Origin of the sequence: Sphingobacteruim zhuxiongii (genome assembly GCF_009557615.1) — a bacterium.
Classification (GTDB): Bacteria; Bacteroidota; Bacteroidia; order Sphingobacteriales; family Sphingobacteriaceae; genus Sphingobacterium; species Sphingobacterium zhuxiongii.
In genome coordinates, this window is the sequence record NZ_CP045652.1 from 280,264 (window position 1) to 297,266 (window position 17,003).

Consider the following 17,003-nt stretch of genomic DNA (forward strand, 5'->3'; position numbering starts at 1 on the left):
GATTAATCTATATAAGGATACAAAACTTTTGTTAAATATAAGCCGCAGGCCGGAACTGAGGTGCCTGCCATGGATCTGTTTTGACTTGCAATGACCGATTTTACGTGGTCCACCGGCTTTTTGCCCATCCCGACTTCCATAAGGGTGCCAACGATTGCTCGAACCATGTTTCGGAGAAAACGATCTGCAGTAATATGAAATACAATATGATCATTCGCGGTTTGCCACTCAGCATGTGTAATATTACAGATATTAGTAAATACCTGAGTGTTCGATTTGCTGAAACAGCTAAAGTCCTGTTTCCCTAATAAGTCTTTCGCCGCCATATTCATCTTGTCGATGTTTGGGAAGTCCCGCAACAACCAAGACTGTTGATGTAAGAAGGGATCTTTGATGAAGTGAACATGATATTCATAGCTTCGCGATGTGGCATCAAAACGTGCGTGAGCATCGGGTTTCACGTGGATTAATCGATAAACCACAATATCAAAGGGTAGCAGGGCATTTAATGAATGAACAAAGCGCTCCGGATTATTTAAAATTGGGGCTTCATGATCAAAGTGCACATAAAGTTGTTTTGCATGTACTCCTGTATCGGTTCGACCTGCTCCAATCGTTTCAATAGGCGCTCGAAGTAGGATTGCCAAAGCTTCGTTGAGCTTTTGTTGGACACTCACTGCATTGTCTTGCACTTGCCAACCGTGATATGCGGTTCCATTATAGGCAATTTCTAAAAAATATCGTGTTGATGTTCCTTCCACTATGCAAAGGTACGCAAATCTGCGCTTCACAGAAACCAAAAGGAACTGGAAACTAAACCCAATTTAACTTGTTTATACTATATTTGTAGATATATTAAAATTAAACTATGATACAGCGTATTCAGACCGTATGGTTGTTATTATCTAGCCTAATTCTATTTGCCTTATTTCTTTTTCCGTACGTTAGCTACATCGATCTTGTAGGCTTAGGGAAGAATATTTACGTTTCTGGTGTATATTCATCGGTCAATAATGTCGCAACAAAAGAGTCTACATTTTTGATGATGACAATTGCAACAGTTGTTTTGGCACTAGTACCTCTATTTATCATTTTTAAATTTAGGAATCGTAAAGTACAATTAACACTGATTCTAATACAGGTTATTTTGATTTGTCTTTTTGCGATATGGATGTTTATCGCTGCGAATAGTATTTTAAATTTGATAAATCAAAGTATTGGTGCGAGCAATATCGGTATTGGATTCTTCTTATTGCCGGTGTCTATTGTATTTCTAGGTTTAGCTGTTCGCGGTATTCGCAACGATAATAAATTGATTAAATCTGCCGACAGATTACGTTAATACCTTTTTTATCATGAAGTGTTTTTTTTACAGTTTACTTTTTATTGTCCTTTTCAATACGCCTCAATTCGTTTTTGCACAGGAGGCTGAAGATCCAAGTGTTCATGTTGTAAATGAGGTACAGTTTGATTTGAAATCCATTAAGACTGGAGGTGATACGTTAGTCGTTGATCTTTTTGCAATTTCTTATGAAAAAGATCCTCGTGAGTTTAGGCTTAATGTGTTTGGGACGAATCTAACAGATTCTGATGGCGTTGAGCATTTGTTTACATCTGTTCAAGTTGGGCGTGTAATCGTAAATATTTCGGAGAGACAGAATTATTTAAATTATCTACTTAATCAAGATGTTCCGGTTGCAATTCAACTAAAACTCACTCCTACAACGGATGCGATCAAGAAAGCAAAACAAGTTAAGCTTGTCTTCGCCGCCTTTGAAGAGGAAGGGAAGTTTGTGGAGGCAAGATTGAATCTCGGAAAATAGTTTTAAAAATATTTTTTTTTTGGACGCCCATTGGCGTCTTTTTTATTGGAGCAAACTGCATTTATGAAGAAAATCTTTAAGGACTTGAGCTTTCATAAAACTAGCTTCGCAACATCAGATATCTGATGTCCTTTCGGATAAGAGCCAATAACAAAAAAAGACGCCGAATGGGCGTCTTTTATCTAATATCTAACGTGGAAAATCTATCTGGAATAGCGGAATTGTTGTTTATCCATCATTCCCATTTGCGATTTCATCATCTTGATTTGTTCTTCGAGAAGTTTGTTTTTATCGGCCTTTTTCGCTTCAGCAAGTAATTTCTCCGCCTCGCGTTTATTACGTTTTGCCATTGCGATGCCCGCTAGGCTTAGTTTTGCTAAAGCAACGTTATGGTCCATATGTAATCCCATGGAAAGTGCTTTTTTGAAGTATTTCTCCGATTGCAATGGTGCACGTTGCGATTCAATTAATCCTAAAAGCATGTGGTAGTAACCGTGTTGAGCAGAAATTAGCTCTTTCTCATAGTTGTTAATCTTTTTCAACCATATTTCTGCTTTATCCATACGTTCTTTCCGTAAGAACCATTGTGCTAAGAGCATTTTTTCATTGAAAAATACGGTAACCCAAGCTAGAATAGTTATCAAAATGGCTAGAATTCCCCAACCCCATTGGCCAATCCAAAACAATGCGACTGTGCCGACTACCAATAAACTACAAATTATAATTCGAACAATATTTGACATAATTATACATTATACTGTAAGTTTGCAAATATCCGTTAATTTGCTGTCTCTTACAAATATGGACGGTAAAAATTCAAAATAATAACGTTAAAAGATGTCAGATCGTTTCGATTCCTCATGGGATGCTATCATAAAGCCATTGTTTGCAACAGAGAAAATGAAAGGCTTGTCTACATTTGTGCAGAACGAAAGAGCAATTCATCAGGTGTTTCCTCCAAAAGACTTAGTATTTAATGCTTTTCATTTGACGCCGCTTTCGAATGTTAAGGTGGTTATCTTAGGTCAGGATCCTTATCATAACGATGGACAAGCGCATGGGTTATCCTTTTCTGTACCAAAAGGCATTGCGATCCCGCCTTCATTAAAGAATATTTATACCGAATTGGTGTCTGATATACCTGGTTTTACCTATCCAAATCACGGCGATTTAACGGCCTGGGCAAAGCAAGGAGTATTATTATTGAATGCAACCTTGACTGTACGTGCGCATGAAGCTGCTTCGCACCAAAAGCATGGATGGGAACAGTTTACAGATACAATCATTCAAGAGATATCTGAAAACAAGGATCACGTTGTTTTTATTTTGTGGGGAAGTTACGCTATCAAAAAATCTGGATTGATTGATTCAAAGAAACATCTAATTCTTACAGCTGTGCATCCTTCACCTTTGTCTGTCTATCGAGGCTTTTTCGGGTGTGCTCACTTCTCACAAGCAAATGAATTTTTAAAGCAACACCAATTGGAGCAAATTGACTGGCAAGTCTAAGCGTAACGTTCTTGAAGGTTTTTGTATTTGAATTCTTCTATTGGAAGTGATTCTAGGTGTTTTATGCGAATTCTGCGACCATGTTGAACTACATGCGTAAACAAAAGATGACTATCGTATGCAATATCCCAATCCTCTTCTAGACGGATTGGTTCTGTCGATTCGCCTAAAATTACATATTCTATTTCACCATGGCTTGTGTAACGACTTATTTCTACATAGCTGTCGTTTCTTTGATTTAAATAATACCAAGCACCATCCCCAACGCCACCTAGATATCGTGCATGTTTTGGAACTGATATCGGTTTTGAACCGAATGCCATCGCACCGATAATTAAGTCGGTCGGAAGCTTTTTAGCTCTGTTTTTAAATACATTGTCACCCAGTTGTTTCAATAAAAACCCAAATGACTGCCATCGACTCATCCGAAAGCTTTTAAAGCCTTCCTCAGGTGAATAGCTATAGATGATTCGGTCTTTGTTCGCATTTACTATGTTACTGATAGGGCTTGCCTTGATTGTTTCCGGCAAGTTGATACCATGCCAATAACTGTATTTGTCGGATGCTTTCATTAGCATTCGGGTAATGAATCGCGAACAGTTATTGTTGTTTTTTGCTACTGCGCCATATGGATAGGTGCCTTGTTCGACACAATAATCTCCATAAGCCTTTGCATGACGATAATCGATTTCGTTAACGATATTGTAAAATACGCGCCCCTCACCATACATCGAGGATTTCATATCTTCGAAATATTCGATGATTTGCTCGATATTGCTAATTCTCTTGTTCTCAAATTTTGCTCTGAGTGGAATGTTCAATTTGGGGTCTGAGTCTTTAGATCTTGCTCGTCCATATCCTCGTGGAGTAATGTAGCGTCCAAAGTCGTAGAATAACATTTCACCCGAATGATGGTCGACAATCACGACACCGGTATGTCCAACCTTAAAATTTAGATTTTTGACTAATCCGATTTTTTTGAAAAACATCATCCATTTTTCATCTCCTCGAATAGTCGCATCCGGCCATGTTAATATGATAGCAAAATCTTTTTTACTCATTCTTTGATTAATATTCCAAAGGCACTATGGGTTCCTTTTTACTCGTAGACATGATCATCATCGTTTGAAAGGTTTTTACGAACGGTATTTTCGAAATCTTCTCCATGATGACAGCTTCGTAGGCCTTAATGTCTTTCACATATACTTTTAGCATAAAGTCGCAATTTCCTGTTACATGGTGGCATTCTGTGACTTCAGGGATTGCACGAACAGCCTCTACGAACTCAGGGATGGCATTATGCGTGTGAAAGTCTAAGGATATCTGAATAAATGATTTGATCCCCAGTCCTAGCTTTTCTTCGTCTACAAATGCATGGTAGCTCTTAATAAATCCAGAGTTTTCCAGCTTGCGGACGCGCTCAAGTGTAGGAGCGGGTGAAAGCCCGATATTAGTTGCTAATTGCAAATTGGTAATTCTGCCATTTTCTTGTAATAGCTTGAGAATTTTTAGATCCGTCTTGTCTGGTTGGTACGACATGGGCATTTCAAATTTGTATTAGAAAGATAAATATACAAAATTATATTTGGTTTATTTGGCAAATTGTTTTTTTAACGATTAGAGGTAAATATCACATAGAGTAAATTTATTATTTAGCGAACACATTATCGACGCAAACTATATTAATCACGCCATTGTCATAATATTTTTGATAAAAATGCTCTAGGGGCAAAATAAATGATATTTGTCATTTTTTTTTATACGAAACTGCGTTCTAAGCGTACGAAGTGTACTGTTTTATGCTTTTTTAGTCGTAACTTTGCCATTCAAAACATGGGGCTAACTGCCTCGGTAATTAAGTGAAAGCGATATGAGCACCAAAGACGACGATTTATTAAAAGAGTTAGAGCTCGAAGAATATAAATACGGATTTACGACGGATATCGAAATGGATATTGCGCCAAAAGGGCTCAATGAAGATACCGTGCGTTTAATTTCGGCGAAGAAAAATGAACCGGAATGGTTGTTGGAATGGCGACTAAAAGCGTTTCGTCATTTTTTAACTATGAAGATGCCAACTTGGCAGAATTTTGATAACCCTGAGGTAGATTTTCAAGATCTTTCTTACTATGCTGCACCAAAAGCGAAAAAGCAATTGGAGAGTATGGATGAAGTGGATCCTGAGCTAATAGCAACATTTGAAAAATTGGGGATTCCATTGGATGAACAAAAGATTTTAGCAGGTGTTGTTGCCGTCGATGCAGTGTTTGATTCTGTTTCTGTTAAGACTACTTTCCGCGAGAAGCTAAAGGAGAAAGGTGTTATTTTCTGTTCATTTGGAGAAGCTGTTCAAGAACATCCAGAACTTGTTAAAGAATATCTAGGTACTGTCGTTCCTCAGACGGATAATATTTATGCAGCTTTAAACTCTGCTGTGTTTTCTGATGGATCGTTTGTTTACATTCCAAAAGGTGTACATTGCCCAATGGAGCTGTCGACATACTTCCGTATTAACGCACAAAATACCGGTCAGTTCGAACGCACCTTGATTATCGCGGACGAAGACTCGTATGTTTCATACTTAGAAGGGTGTACAGCACCAATGCGTGACGAGAATCAATTACATGCTGCAGTAGTAGAGCTTATTGCTCTTCGAAATGCGGAAATTAAATACTCTACTGTTCAAAACTGGTATCCTGGAGATAAAGACGGTAAAGGAGGGATTTATAACTTCGTAACTAAGCGTGGTATTTGCAAGGGTGATCATTCTAAAATTTCATGGACGCAAGTTGAAACGGGGTCTGCAATCACTTGGAAGTATCCTGGTGTAATCTTAAAAGGGGATCATTCTGTTGGGGAGTTCTACTCCGTGGCTATGACTCGTAATATGCAGGTTGCAGATACTGGAACGAAAATGATTCATTTAGGCAAGAATACGCGTTCGAAGATAATTTCGAAAGGTATTTCTGCAGGGAAAAGCCATAATAGTTATAGAGGATTAGTGAAAATTGGGCCTAATGCCGATAATTCAAGAAATTTCACTCAGTGTGATAGTTTGTTGATTGGCGATCGTTGTGGAGCTCACACATTCCCTTATATTGAAAATAAAAATAGAACAGCAACGTTGGAGCACGAAGCTACAACCTCTAAAATCGGTGAAGATCAAGTATTCTACTTGAACCAAAGAGGGATTGATTCGGAGAAAGCGGTTGGTTTAATTGTGAATGGATACGCCAAAGAGGTGTTAAATCAATTACCGATGGAGTTTGCTGTTGAAGCACAGAAGTTACTAGCGATTTCGCTAGAGGGTTCTGTAGGATAATAATTTAAGAAGTACGTGCTTGGGATGTGATATCCCATTCAAAATACGCAATAGAAAGAATATGTTAAGCATTAAAAATTTGCATGCGTCTGTCGAAGACAAACAAATATTAAAGGGATTAAACTTAGAGATTAAAGCTGGAGAAGTTCATGCGATTATGGGTCCTAACGGTGCTGGAAAGAGTACATTAGGAAATGTTCTTGCAGGACGTGATACCTATGAGGTAACAGACGGTCAGGTGCTTTTAGATGGAGTAGATTTATTAGATCTATCACCAGAAGACCGCGCACGTGAGGGATTGTTCTTAGCTTTTCAATATCCAGTAGAAATTCCCGGTGTTTCGAATATCAACTTTCTAAAAACTGCAGTAAACGATATCCGTGAATACAAAGGTCTCCCACCTATGGAGGCGAAGGAATTCTTACAGACAGTTAAAGACAAACAAAAATTAGTCGAATTTTCAGCAAACCTAGCGAATCGTTCATTGAACGAAGGTTTTTCAGGTGGTGAGAAGAAGCGTAACGAGATTTTTCAATTAGCGATGCTAAATCCTAAATTGGCAATCTTAGATGAAACCGATTCAGGTTTGGATATTGACGCTTTGCGTATTGTGTCAAATGGTGTAAATCAATTGCGTTCTGAAAACAATGCTTTCGTAGTCATTACACACTATCAGCGTTTGTTGGATTATATTGTTCCAGATTTCGTACACGTATTATATGATGGACGTATCGTAAAATCTGGCCCTAAAGAATTAGCTTTAGAATTAGAAGAAAAAGGTTACGACTGGTTAAAAGAAATAGATACGCAAAACGCCTAACCGGAAGGATTAATTAAAGAGGTAATGAGCGGATTGATAACAAATAACATGAGCACACTAGTAGCAAACTCCTTATTCCAACAGTTGACTGCAACATTTCAGGAATTGGAAGCGAGCAACGAGTCAACGGCTGTAAAGTCGATTAGACAAGAAGCTTTTGCACGCTTTCAAGAATTGGGTTTTCCAACTGTAAAGAACGAGGATTGGAAATATACGAACATCCATAATTTGGTAAACAAGACTTATTTGTTGAATGAGGATGTGGATGTTGCGAATTTAGATTTCGATGCTGCCGATATTCCAGGATTAGATGCACATCGTATTGTCTTAGTAAATGGACAATATGTTCTTGCTTTCTCTTCATTGGAAGATGAGATCGGTTTAACTGTGAAATCGATTGAAGACGCCCAAGATGAGGCAAACTTTCAAAAGCATTTTGCACAGCACGCTGATAAAACGGGTAGTGCGATGGTTGCTTTGAATACAGCGCTACATACTTCAGGTGTTTATATTGGCGTTGCAAAGAATAAAGTTGTTTCAAAACCTTTACACATTGTTCACGTTGCAACAGGTGGTCAAGAATTCTTTGCACAAACAAGAAATTTAATTGTTGTTGAACCAAATGCTGAGTTGGAGATTGTTGAGAGTTTCATCACATCTGAAAATACAGCCAACAACTTAAATAATAAGGTTACAGAAATAGTTGCGCAAGAGAATGCAAAGATTCAACATTATTACTTGCAATTAGCAGCAGAGTCTGGACATTATATCAATCATACGGAGGTTTATCAAGAGAAGCACAGTCTGTATAACAATTACAACTGTAATTTCCCTGGTCCTTCATTTGTTAGAAATGATATTAACGTACGTTTAGATGCCGAGCAAGTAGAATCGCATTTATACGGGATCAACTTATTAAACAAAAAGCAATTTGTAGATAATCACACTGTTGTGGATCACATGAAACCACACTGTGAATCATACGAATGGTATAAAAATATTCCTCAAGAAGAGGCGACAGCAGTATTTAACGGAAAGATTTTTGTGCGTGAAGATGCCCAAAAAACAAATGCCTTTCAACAAAACAACAATATGTTGATCGGTGAGAAATCGACCGTATTTACTAAACCACAATTAGAAATTTTTGCTGATGATGTAAAATGTTCGCATGGTTGTACTATGGGACAGTTTGATGATGAAGCTTTATTCTATTTGCGTGCTCGCGGTATTGGGGAAGACTCAGCTCGTATTCTTTTGGTACATGCTTTTGCATTCGATGTTACATCAAAGTTCTCGAATGAAATTGTTAAGCATTATGTTGAAGAGTTAGTAGCTCGAGGTTTAGAAAGCTAATAGTAGTGTAGTTTTAGTATAGAGAGCGTTTAGGAGAAATCTTAGACGCTTTTTTGTTTTATAGAATCGCGTCGTGGTAGGGGGTGACTTAATGTCGCTTGCAAATTTGATGTATTGTCTTAATTTTGTGTCATGCTAGTAATTCATTATACAACATCTGCTTATAGACCTTGGACTAAATAATTGGTCTGAACAGTTTATTTATTAATTAGTTGTACTCCGCGACTGGAGTTGTATAATCATTTCATTTGTTTTTTATGGAAAAGAGAAATTGGGTTAAAACCTATCTATTTATATGGGCAGGGCAGTTTGTTTCGTTGCTAACGAGTTCTGCAGTAAACTTTGCTGTTATTATTTGGCTGAGTATTGAGTTTAAATCGGCAGAAATTCTAGCCTTGTCGGCTATAGCTGGATTGTTGCCTCAGGCAATCATTGGTCCATTTGCCGGTGTATATATTGACCGATGGAACAGAAAATATGTGATGATATTTGCTGATGCATTCATCGCTTTTTGTACTTTCTTGATGACTTTTGTATTGCGTGATGGGGCGATACATTTGGAGCTTGTATACTTGATAATGGCGCTTCGATCTGTAGGTTCTGCATTTCATTCTCCCGCCATGCAAGCAATTGCTCCGCTCTTAGTACCAGAGGACCAACTATTACGTGTCTCTGGCGTAAACCAGATGTTGCAATCGATAAGTAGTATTGCAGGGCCAGCATTAGGAGCCCTGGCAATTGCAGCATTTCCAATCAATAAAGTCTTATATCTAGATATTATCGGTGCGTTGGTGGCAATTACTAGCCTGCTCTTTGTTCAGATACCTCATGTTAAGAGTGGTGTTTCCGGTTCTATTAAGCAAGTATGGAATGACTTAAAGCTCGGTTTGTCCGCGATATATGGTAATCGAGGATTGAGCCGCATGTTTATATACTCAATGCTCGCAACAGTGGGTATTATGCCGGTTGCTATTATGTTTCCATTATTGACGATAGATCATTTTAAAGGGGCAGAGTTTGAAATGAGTGTTGTAGAAATTGTATGGGGAATTGGGATGTTAATTGGCGGATCACTTTTGTCAATATTTAAAGTAAACATCCGGAAAGTCATTATGGTAAATAGTATGCATATGCTGTTGGGTTTTACTTTTGTCCTCTCAGGAATCCTTAACCCTGATCTATTCACCGTGTTTGCTGTTCTTACCTGCTTGGGAGGGGTGGCTATGTCAATTTTTTCTGCAGCTTTTATGACGATTATTCAAGAGGAAGTTGCGCCAGAGATGCTAGGTCGTGTGTTTTCTCTGTATTTCAGTTTTGCAATATTGCCTAGTCTGATTGGACTTGTATTCGCTGGAAATATAGCTGACAAGATTGGCGTTGCGAATGCGTTTGTTATTGCTGGAATTCTATGCTTTCTAATCGGTATAGCTTCATTTTTTACTCCTTCGCTCATGAATATAGGTCGAAATAAAACGCATAATAAAGAATAAGCCTTCAATTTTTTGCTGTTAATTTAACTATTTTCGATAAAAATCGCGTTGTTATCGTTAAATTTTCGCGTGTTTGTAAATAATGGCGCATAAAAACGCAAAGTATTGTTTTTTTTTCGTAGAATTGTTTCGACTAAATTACTGATATCCATATCCGTTTTAATCGAAACCATTTTTTAAACATAATCAAACATGAAAAGAAGATTTTTACTTACTTTTTTCGGGGTTTGCCTCTATGCAACTTGTTTGATGGCACAGCAAAAAGCAATTACAGGGAAAGTAACATCTGTTTCTGGGGAAGCAATGAGCAATGTTACTGTTATTGTGAAAGGTTCAACTCGTTCTGTTCAGACAAATGCAGACGGATCGTTCTCTATTCAAGCGGCGCCAGGAGAAACATTGATTTTTAGAGCAATTGGCTCGAATGGAGCACAGCAGATCGTTGGCTCCGGAAGTATCTACAACATCGAATTAACGAATTCTGAGGAGTCCATTGATGAGGTAGTGGTAACAGCGCTAGGTATCAAAAAGGAGAAGAAAGCATTAGGTTATGCTGTTCAAGACATCAAAGCAGATGAGTTGATGAAGAACAAAAATCCTAATATGATCAACTCCTTAAATGGTAAAATCGCAGGTTTAAATATTACGAATTCTGGCGGCTCGCCAGGCGCGTCGGCATCCATCGTTATACGTGGCGGAACTTCCTTAGAGCGTGATAATCAGCCATTATTTGTAATTGATGGGATGCCTATGGATAACTCCACAGGTATGGGTGATATGTCTGCATTCGACGGTAATACCAATATTGCTACAACCAATGGTAACCGCGCGATGGATATTAATCCGGAAGATATTGAGTCTATTTCTGTATTAAAGGGGCCTACAGCAGCCGCGCTTTATGGTATTCGTGCGGCAGCAGGTGCAATTGTAATTACAACTAAAAAAGGTAAAGAGGGAAGCGCTTCTGTAGGTGTAAATTCTCGTGTAGGAGCAAATTGGGTGAATAAGCTTCCTGAATTACAAAAGAAATATAAGTTAGGGACAAATCCTGATGGCAAACTATTGGATTTAAATACAAATTTGTCCTGGGGAGATCCTTTTGCGTCGGGAGAGACAGTTTACGACAATCTAGAGGATTTTTATGAAACAGGTTACACCTACGATAACAACTTCAATGTAAGTGGTGCCTCAGCGAAAAACAGCTATTACTTATCGGGAGCTCACTTGAAACAAACCGGAATTGTTCCAACCACTGATTACGGACGTTATAACTTCCGCTTTAATGGTGAGCAAAAAGTCGGTGTGTTTACTTTCGGTGCGAATGCAGCATATTCACAAAGTCAGACTCGAAAAACCTTGACAGGTACGGGCCTTTGGGGGACGGGAGGAAATGGTTATATGGAGTCAATCATAGGGTTTCCTCAAAGTGTAGATATGCGTGACTATTTAAATGTCGACGGATCGCAAAAATTCTTATACAGCCGCGGAGATACGCCAGAGGCGATTCTTGAGAACGGAATGGACAATCCCTATTGGACGATATACAAGAATCCACAAACAGATAAGACAAACCGTTTCTTGGGGACATTTTACACTAATGCTCAGTTGACTGATTGGTTGAATTTTACATATCGTTTGGGTGTAGATAACTATACGTCAACCTATCGTTCATTGGTATCTGCTGGATCTGCAGTAATTAAAGAAAATCAAAAAGGTATGTTGTCTCAGAATGTAAGGCAATATAATTTTATAACAAACAACTTTTTGTTAAGTGCAAATAAGACCTTTGCGGAAGTTTGGGATTTAAGCGTATTGTTAGGTGCATCAACTGAAGATATCAATTCTAAATCAACTGCAAATAAGGCTCGTAATTTTAAAGTTCCAGATTTTTATTCTTTTAGTAATGCTCCAGACGCAGATCGCTTTGTTTTAGATAATTTAACTGAGATTAGAAGAGTGGGTGTATTCGGAGATGTAAAACTTGGTTATAAGGGGATGGCTTACGTCGGTATGACGCTTAGAAATGACTGGTCTTCGACGCTTCCTAAGAAAAACCAATCTTTTATGTATCCTTCCTATAGTGCCAGTCTTGTGTTTACGGAACTATTCGACAAGAATGACATCTTAAGTTATGGTAAAATTAGAAGCTCTTGGGCGGAAGTAGGTAAAGATGCACCAGCATACCAGACCAACTCTTATTTGGATCCATACGAATTAACGGTTGGAGGAGGCTTTAAGAACTCATGGACTCTTGGGAATCCAAATTTGATTCCAGAGAAGACACAGTCTTTTGAAGTTGGAGCGGACTTAAAGTTTATGAAGAATAGATTTGGTTTAGAGTTTACATATTATAACAATAAATCAGTAGATCAAATTCTTTCTCCTCGTGTAGATAATGCGACAGGAGGTATATTTCAATACGTGAATTCGGGTATTCTACAGAACAAAGGTTTTGAATTAACGCTTTCGGGAGAGTTAGTGAAAAAAGACCACTTTTCTTGGGATGTCATGTTAAATGCATCTCATAATAAAGGAAAAGTAAACGCTTTACCAGGTGGATTGGCGATACTTTATGTGACGGATGTTCAAGTTGCTGATGGTAAAGCCGCTTCATTTAATGATGGTGACTTTATGGGGATCTCGGGTAAAGACTGGACAAAAAATGAAGAAGGAAAGTATATTCTAAATTGGAATACTGGAGAACCAGCTGCTAATACAAATGCTACGCTTCATTTGGGGAATAGAGAGCCCAAGTTTATCGGCGGTTTAACAAATAATTTCAGATATAAAGACTGGGGTTTATCCTTTCTAATTGATTTCCGTAGAGGTGGAGATATCTTCAATGGAACGGAGGTGTTATTAACGCAATATGGTTTAAGCAAACGAACAGAGAATAGAGGCGAGAAAGTAGTATTGACAGGTGTTGCTTTGAATCCGGCGACTGGAAACTATGAAGATGTCACTCGTGAAATTGTTGCGGATCAAAAATATTATTCGAATTTTTATATCAATCAGACAAGTAACTTTATTGAAGAAGTCAATTGGTTGCGTTTAAGATCTGTAAATCTATCTTACGATTTGCCACAAAGTTTGTTAGTAAAATCTGGCTTTATTAAGGGAGCTTCATTTAACTTGAATGCGACCAACCTATTATTATTTACGAATTACTCAGGTATGGATCCGGAAGTAAGTGCAGCTGGTGCAGGTGTTATTGGTTCTGGATCTGTGGGCATTGATTACGCTGGTGTTCCAAACACTAAAGGAGTAACATTTGGTGTTAACTTAAAATTCTAAGACAGACATGAAAAAGATATTTTCTATAATGGCGGTTGCAGGAGCTTTGATGATGACATCTTGCGATAAGTGGCTCGATGTAAATGACAATCCTAATATACCAAATACAAAGGTTCCAACGGTGGACTTACGCTTACCTTCAATCATTGCTAGGTTTGCTGAGGCTTATGAAAGTGGAGGAACACGTGCAGCGATAATCTCGCAACAGTTAGCTGGTACTACGGTGAATAACTGGGCGCTATCACGTTGGAATATTTCCACCGCTGCTGTGAACTGGCCTTATCAACCTTGGTACATCTATACAGCGAATAATATTCCTGATTTAATTGAAAAGGGAGAGGCGACAGGAGCAAACCACTATATCGGTGCCGGTAAAGTTATTTGGGCATGGGGTTTTGCAGCGTTTTCTGACATGTATGGTATGTTGCCTTACGAGGAAGCATTTCAAGGAGGTCTAATGACCCCGAAATATGATCAAGGCGATTTGATCTATGATAAATGTTTAGCTGAACTAGACGAGGCGATAAGCTATTTGCAGATGGGGCAAGATGCTGCTGCACCTGCGTTATCCGTAGGTGACTATCTTTTCCAAGGAGATACAAAAAAATGGATCGCTTTGGCAAATGGTATCAAAGCACGTATGCTAAACCACTTATCGAAGACCGACAAGTTCAAAGCCGCTGATGTTTTAGCGTTATTAGAGAAAGCGCCAAAAACAGCATCAGAAAGTGCGTTGTATCAATATCAAGATCGTATAGTCTCAACAAGACCAGAAACGGAATCATTGCAATTTCAGAACAACTCTTCGAACCGCTTAACCAAATTGTATATTGATTATGTGTTAGGAAACTATACTGGTGCACCGACAGGAGCAAACAATATGGAAGATCCTAGAGCAGATCTGTTAATTCCTCGCTTCGTTGCTTCGGGGCTGCGTACACCAGGAGTTGATATGAGTCAAATTCCTGAAGCAGGTTTCGCTTCTTCGATAACAACTTACGCTGCATTAAGACCTACAGCATCGGTGTCAACCGGTTCTGCATATGTTGCACCTGGCGCAAAAGGTCTCCTTTTAACGAGCTCTGAAATGCATTTTATTAAAGCGGAAGTATTATTCAACCAGAATAATAAAGCGGGTGCTTTGCAAGCTTATAAAGATGGAATAAAAGATCACATGGAAATACTTGGTGTTCCTGCGGCGAATATAACGAGTTACTTAGCGAGTACTTCAGTAGCGCAATCTGCTAGCGCGCTGACCCTAAGTCAAATTATGATTCAGAAATACATCGCTTTGTCGTATTCACCAGAGGTATTCAACGATGTTCGCCGTTTAGAATACTGTACGGATGCTTCAGGTAAATACAATGAGTCTGTAGGTATCTACAAGGGCTTAAAACGCCCAGGAGCAGTATTTACAATTGCATTGCCATCTGAAGATATGTGGCCTCGTCGCTTTACAGTTGCGAGTTATAGTATCAACTATAATTATGAACAAGTGATTAAAGCTGATCCAGATGCTGCTGATGCTACTTATACAGCTAAGCGAATTTGGTGGGATGTAAAGAAATAAATTTTTAATTGTAAAATAGAAAGCCTGTGGAAATCGCAGGCTTTCTTGTTTTTATGTCTAGAGCAAAAAAAAAGCTCCCAGAATATGGAAGCTTGATGAGCGAAAGACGAGATTCGAACTCGCGACCCCAACCTTGGCAAGGTTGTGCTCTACCAACTGAGCTACTTTCGCTTATTGTGATACAAAAATACAATAATATCGCATTCTTGTCAATATTGAAGATGAAATAATTGTTGAATCGACTATAAACAAAGATTTTAAAGTTTTATTGCATCCACACAATTTATACCATCAATCGCTGCAGATACAATTCCGCCGGCATATCCAGCACCTTCGGCACAAGGATAGAGCCCTGCAATTTGTGGGTGTTGGAAGCTGTCTTTGTCGCGAGGGATGCGGATAGGAGAAGAAGTTCTTGATTCAACCCCGACAAGAATTGCCTCATTCGTATAGTAACCGCGCATTTTTTGTCCGAAAATAGGAAGAGCCCCTTGTAGAGATTGATGAACGAAGTCCGGTAATACTTCTCGAAGGTCAACAGAGCGTGTGCCTGGTTTATAGGAATTGCTCGGTAGATCATTTGAAACCTTATTCTGTACGAAATCTACCATACGCTGTGCAGGAGCTACTAAGTTCCCACCTCCTAATTGAAAGGCCTTCTGCTCAATCGCACGTTGGAAATCAAGCATCGCAAAGGCATCTTCAGTTGATTTTGCAACGTCCTCTAAGTTTATTTGAATTACTGTTCCCGAGTTTGCATGCGGATTATTGCGTTTGGATGGCGACCAACCATTAACTACAATTTCGTCTAAATCTGTTGCGCAAGGAGCGATAATTCCACCCGGGCACATACAGAAAGAGAATACACCACGGTTATTCACCTGTTCTACCAAGCTATAATATGCTGGGGGAAGATTCTCCGGACGGATAGAGCAATGATATTGTGCTTGGTCAATAATGGATTGCGGGTGTTCGATTCGAACGCCCAATGCGAAAGGTTTTGCTTCTAATAACCAACCCTTTTTATGGAAGAGCTCAAAAATATCTCTAGCGGAGTGTCCTGTCGCAACAATAACGTGTTCTGCTTCAAACGAATTTCCATCTGCAGTTTTGACACCTTTTACACTGCCAAATTGATCAACGATATCAACCACCTTACAATCAAAATGTACTTCGCCACCACATTCAATTATTCGCTCTCGCATACTCTGGATAATATGTGGTAGTTTATTCGTTCCAATATGAGGACGAGCGTCGACCATAATATCCTCCGGCGCGCCATGCTCTACAAAAATGGAGAGCACTAACTGTACATCGCCACGCTTGTTTGAACGAGTATAAAGCTTCCCGTCTGAATAGGTTCCAGCACCTCCTTCGCCGAAACAATAATTCGACTCTGGATTTACAATTCCCTCCCTATTTATCTTCGCTAAGTCGCGACGTCGATCCTGAACTTGTTTGCCGCGTTCCAATATAATCGGCTTTAAACCACGCTCTAAGCATCGATATGCTGCAAATAGACCTGCGGGGCCAGCACCGATAATTATGACAGGCTTCCCATTATTTACTTGCTGAAGTTTGGTGTAAAACTGGGGCTGTTCGAATGGTTCGTCGACAAAATATACAACACGCAATCGGAAAAGGACTTGCTTCCCGCGAGCATCGATGGAGCGCTTGCGGACATGAAAACCTTGAATACGTTTTTCGGATATGCCTAGCTTTTTAACACCTTCTTTTAGGATTAAAGACTCGTCATTTACATGCGCTGGGCTAAGGGCAATTTCAATTTCTTTCTGCATATGCTTGTGTTGGGGTTTTATCC

The 17,003-nt window shown here is 39.0% G+C and carries 14 protein-coding genes and 1 tRNA gene; 9 read left to right on the forward strand and 6 right to left on the reverse strand.

All coding sequences use genetic code 11. From position 1 onward, the window contains the following. Positions 1–2: 2 nt before the first annotated feature. Positions 3–791, reverse strand: coding sequence for a tRNA pseudouridine(38-40) synthase TruA (truA, locus tag GFH32_RS01185; RefSeq protein WP_370626527.1), 789 nt, complete (start codon positions 789–791; stop codon positions 3–5). Between the two features lie 77 nt (positions 792–868). Between truA and GFH32_RS01190 the strand changes: the two genes are divergently transcribed. After that, the gene (locus GFH32_RS01190; protein ID WP_153509343.1) at positions 869–1,342 is read left to right on the forward strand and encodes a DUF4293 domain-containing protein; all 474 of its coding nucleotides are present in this window, start codon (positions 869–871) and stop codon (positions 1,340–1,342) included. A gap of 13 nt (positions 1,343–1,355) precedes the next feature. Continuing rightward, positions 1,356–1,823, forward strand: coding sequence for a hypothetical protein (locus tag GFH32_RS01195; RefSeq protein ID WP_153509344.1), 468 nt, complete (start codon positions 1,356–1,358; stop codon positions 1,821–1,823). Between the two features lie 203 nt (positions 1,824–2,026). Here GFH32_RS01195 and GFH32_RS01200 read toward each other — a convergent pair whose 3' ends face one another. Continuing rightward, complete coding sequence (locus tag GFH32_RS01200) at positions 2,027–2,566, reverse strand: tetratricopeptide repeat protein (RefSeq protein ID WP_153509345.1); 540 nt, start codon at positions 2,564–2,566, stop codon at positions 2,027–2,029. A gap of 94 nt (positions 2,567–2,660) precedes the next feature. Here GFH32_RS01200 and ung point away from each other — a divergent pair, with 94 nt between their 5' ends. Continuing rightward, positions 2,661–3,332 (forward strand): uracil-DNA glycosylase, encoded by a 672-nt coding sequence (ung, locus tag GFH32_RS01205; RefSeq protein ID WP_153509346.1) that lies wholly within the window; start codon positions 2,661–2,663, stop codon positions 3,330–3,332. Here ung and GFH32_RS01210 read toward each other — a convergent pair. Beyond that, on the reverse strand, positions 3,329–4,393 hold the full coding sequence (locus GFH32_RS01210; protein WP_153509347.1) for a DUF6695 family protein: 1,065 nt from the start codon (positions 4,391–4,393) through the stop codon (positions 3,329–3,331). The genes ung and GFH32_RS01210 overlap by 4 nt on opposite strands. A gap of 7 nt (positions 4,394–4,400) precedes the next feature. Further along, the gene (locus GFH32_RS01215) at positions 4,401–4,871 is read right to left on the reverse strand and encodes an Lrp/AsnC family transcriptional regulator (RefSeq protein WP_093101265.1); all 471 of its coding nucleotides are present in this window, start codon (positions 4,869–4,871) and stop codon (positions 4,401–4,403) included. Positions 4,872–5,202: 331 nt separating this feature from the next. Here GFH32_RS01215 and sufB point away from each other — a divergent pair, with 331 nt between their 5' ends. The 6 genes from sufB to GFH32_RS01245 all read left to right on the forward strand — a co-directional run bounded on the left by sufB (position 5,203) and on the right by GFH32_RS01245 (position 15,181). Further along, positions 5,203–6,654: a Fe-S cluster assembly protein SufB gene (gene sufB / locus GFH32_RS01220; RefSeq protein ID WP_153509348.1), complete on the forward strand. Its 1,452-nt coding sequence runs from the start codon at positions 5,203–5,205 to the stop codon at positions 6,652–6,654. A 61-nt stretch (positions 6,655–6,715) separates the two neighbouring features. Then, positions 6,716–7,474: a Fe-S cluster assembly ATPase SufC gene (gene sufC, locus GFH32_RS01225; RefSeq protein ID WP_153509349.1), complete on the forward strand. Its 759-nt coding sequence runs from the start codon at positions 6,716–6,718 to the stop codon at positions 7,472–7,474. A gap of 48 nt (positions 7,475–7,522) precedes the next feature. Further along, complete coding sequence (gene sufD / locus GFH32_RS01230) at positions 7,523–8,827, forward strand: Fe-S cluster assembly protein SufD (protein ID WP_202111307.1); 1,305 nt, start codon at positions 7,523–7,525, stop codon at positions 8,825–8,827. Positions 8,828–9,084: 257 nt separating this feature from the next. Then, complete coding sequence (locus tag GFH32_RS01235; RefSeq protein ID WP_153509351.1) at positions 9,085–10,317, forward strand: MFS transporter; 1,233 nt, start codon at positions 9,085–9,087, stop codon at positions 10,315–10,317. A 192-nt stretch (positions 10,318–10,509) separates the two neighbouring features. Next, positions 10,510–13,611, forward strand: a complete 3,102-nt coding sequence (locus tag GFH32_RS01240) for a SusC/RagA family TonB-linked outer membrane protein (RefSeq protein WP_153509352.1) — start codon at positions 10,510–10,512, stop codon at positions 13,609–13,611. 7 nt (positions 13,612–13,618) lie between these two features. Beyond that, the gene (locus GFH32_RS01245) at positions 13,619–15,181 is read left to right on the forward strand and encodes a SusD/RagB family nutrient-binding outer membrane lipoprotein (RefSeq protein ID WP_153509353.1); all 1,563 of its coding nucleotides are present in this window, start codon (positions 13,619–13,621) and stop codon (positions 15,179–15,181) included. 98 nt (positions 15,182–15,279) lie between these two features. Here GFH32_RS01245 and GFH32_RS01250 read toward each other — a convergent pair. Then, positions 15,280–15,352: transfer RNA gene (locus tag GFH32_RS01250), tRNA-Gly, on the reverse strand. A gap of 86 nt (positions 15,353–15,438) precedes the next feature. Continuing rightward, positions 15,439–16,980 (reverse strand): NAD(P)/FAD-dependent oxidoreductase, encoded by a 1,542-nt coding sequence (locus GFH32_RS01255; RefSeq protein WP_153509354.1) that lies wholly within the window; start codon positions 16,978–16,980, stop codon positions 15,439–15,441. Between the last annotated feature and the right edge of the window lie 23 nt (positions 16,981–17,003).

Coding starts and splice junctions, on each gene's coding strand:
- GFH32_RS01195 (WP_153509344.1), top strand. CDS start 1,356: ATGAAGTGTTTTTTTTACAGTTTACTTTTTATTGTCCTTTTCAATACG.
- GFH32_RS01210 (WP_153509347.1), bottom strand. CDS start 4,393: ATGAGTAAAAAAGATTTTGCTATCATATTAACATGGCCGGATGCGACT.
- GFH32_RS01215 (WP_093101265.1), bottom strand. CDS start 4,871: ATGTCGTACCAACCAGACAAGACGGATCTAAAAATTCTCAAGCTATTA.
- sufC (WP_153509349.1), top strand. CDS start 6,716: ATGTTAAGCATTAAAAATTTGCATGCGTCTGTCGAAGACAAACAAATA.
- GFH32_RS01245 (WP_153509353.1), top strand. CDS start 13,619: ATGAAAAAGATATTTTCTATAATGGCGGTTGCAGGAGCTTTGATGATG.
- GFH32_RS01255 (WP_153509354.1), bottom strand. CDS start 16,980: ATGCAGAAAGAAATTGAAATTGCCCTTAGCCCAGCGCATGTAAATGAC.
- GFH32_RS01240 (WP_153509352.1), top strand. CDS start 10,510: ATGAAAAGAAGATTTTTACTTACTTTTTTCGGGGTTTGCCTCTATGCA.
- GFH32_RS01235 (WP_153509351.1), top strand. CDS start 9,085: ATGGAAAAGAGAAATTGGGTTAAAACCTATCTATTTATATGGGCAGGG.
- GFH32_RS01200 (WP_153509345.1), bottom strand. CDS start 2,566: ATGTCAAATATTGTTCGAATTATAATTTGTAGTTTATTGGTAGTCGGC.
- GFH32_RS01190 (WP_153509343.1), top strand. CDS start 869: ATGATACAGCGTATTCAGACCGTATGGTTGTTATTATCTAGCCTAATT.
- ung (WP_153509346.1), top strand. CDS start 2,661: ATGTCAGATCGTTTCGATTCCTCATGGGATGCTATCATAAAGCCATTG.
- sufB (WP_153509348.1), top strand. CDS start 5,203: ATGAGCACCAAAGACGACGATTTATTAAAAGAGTTAGAGCTCGAAGAA.
- sufD (WP_202111307.1), top strand. CDS start 7,523: ATGAGCACACTAGTAGCAAACTCCTTATTCCAACAGTTGACTGCAACA.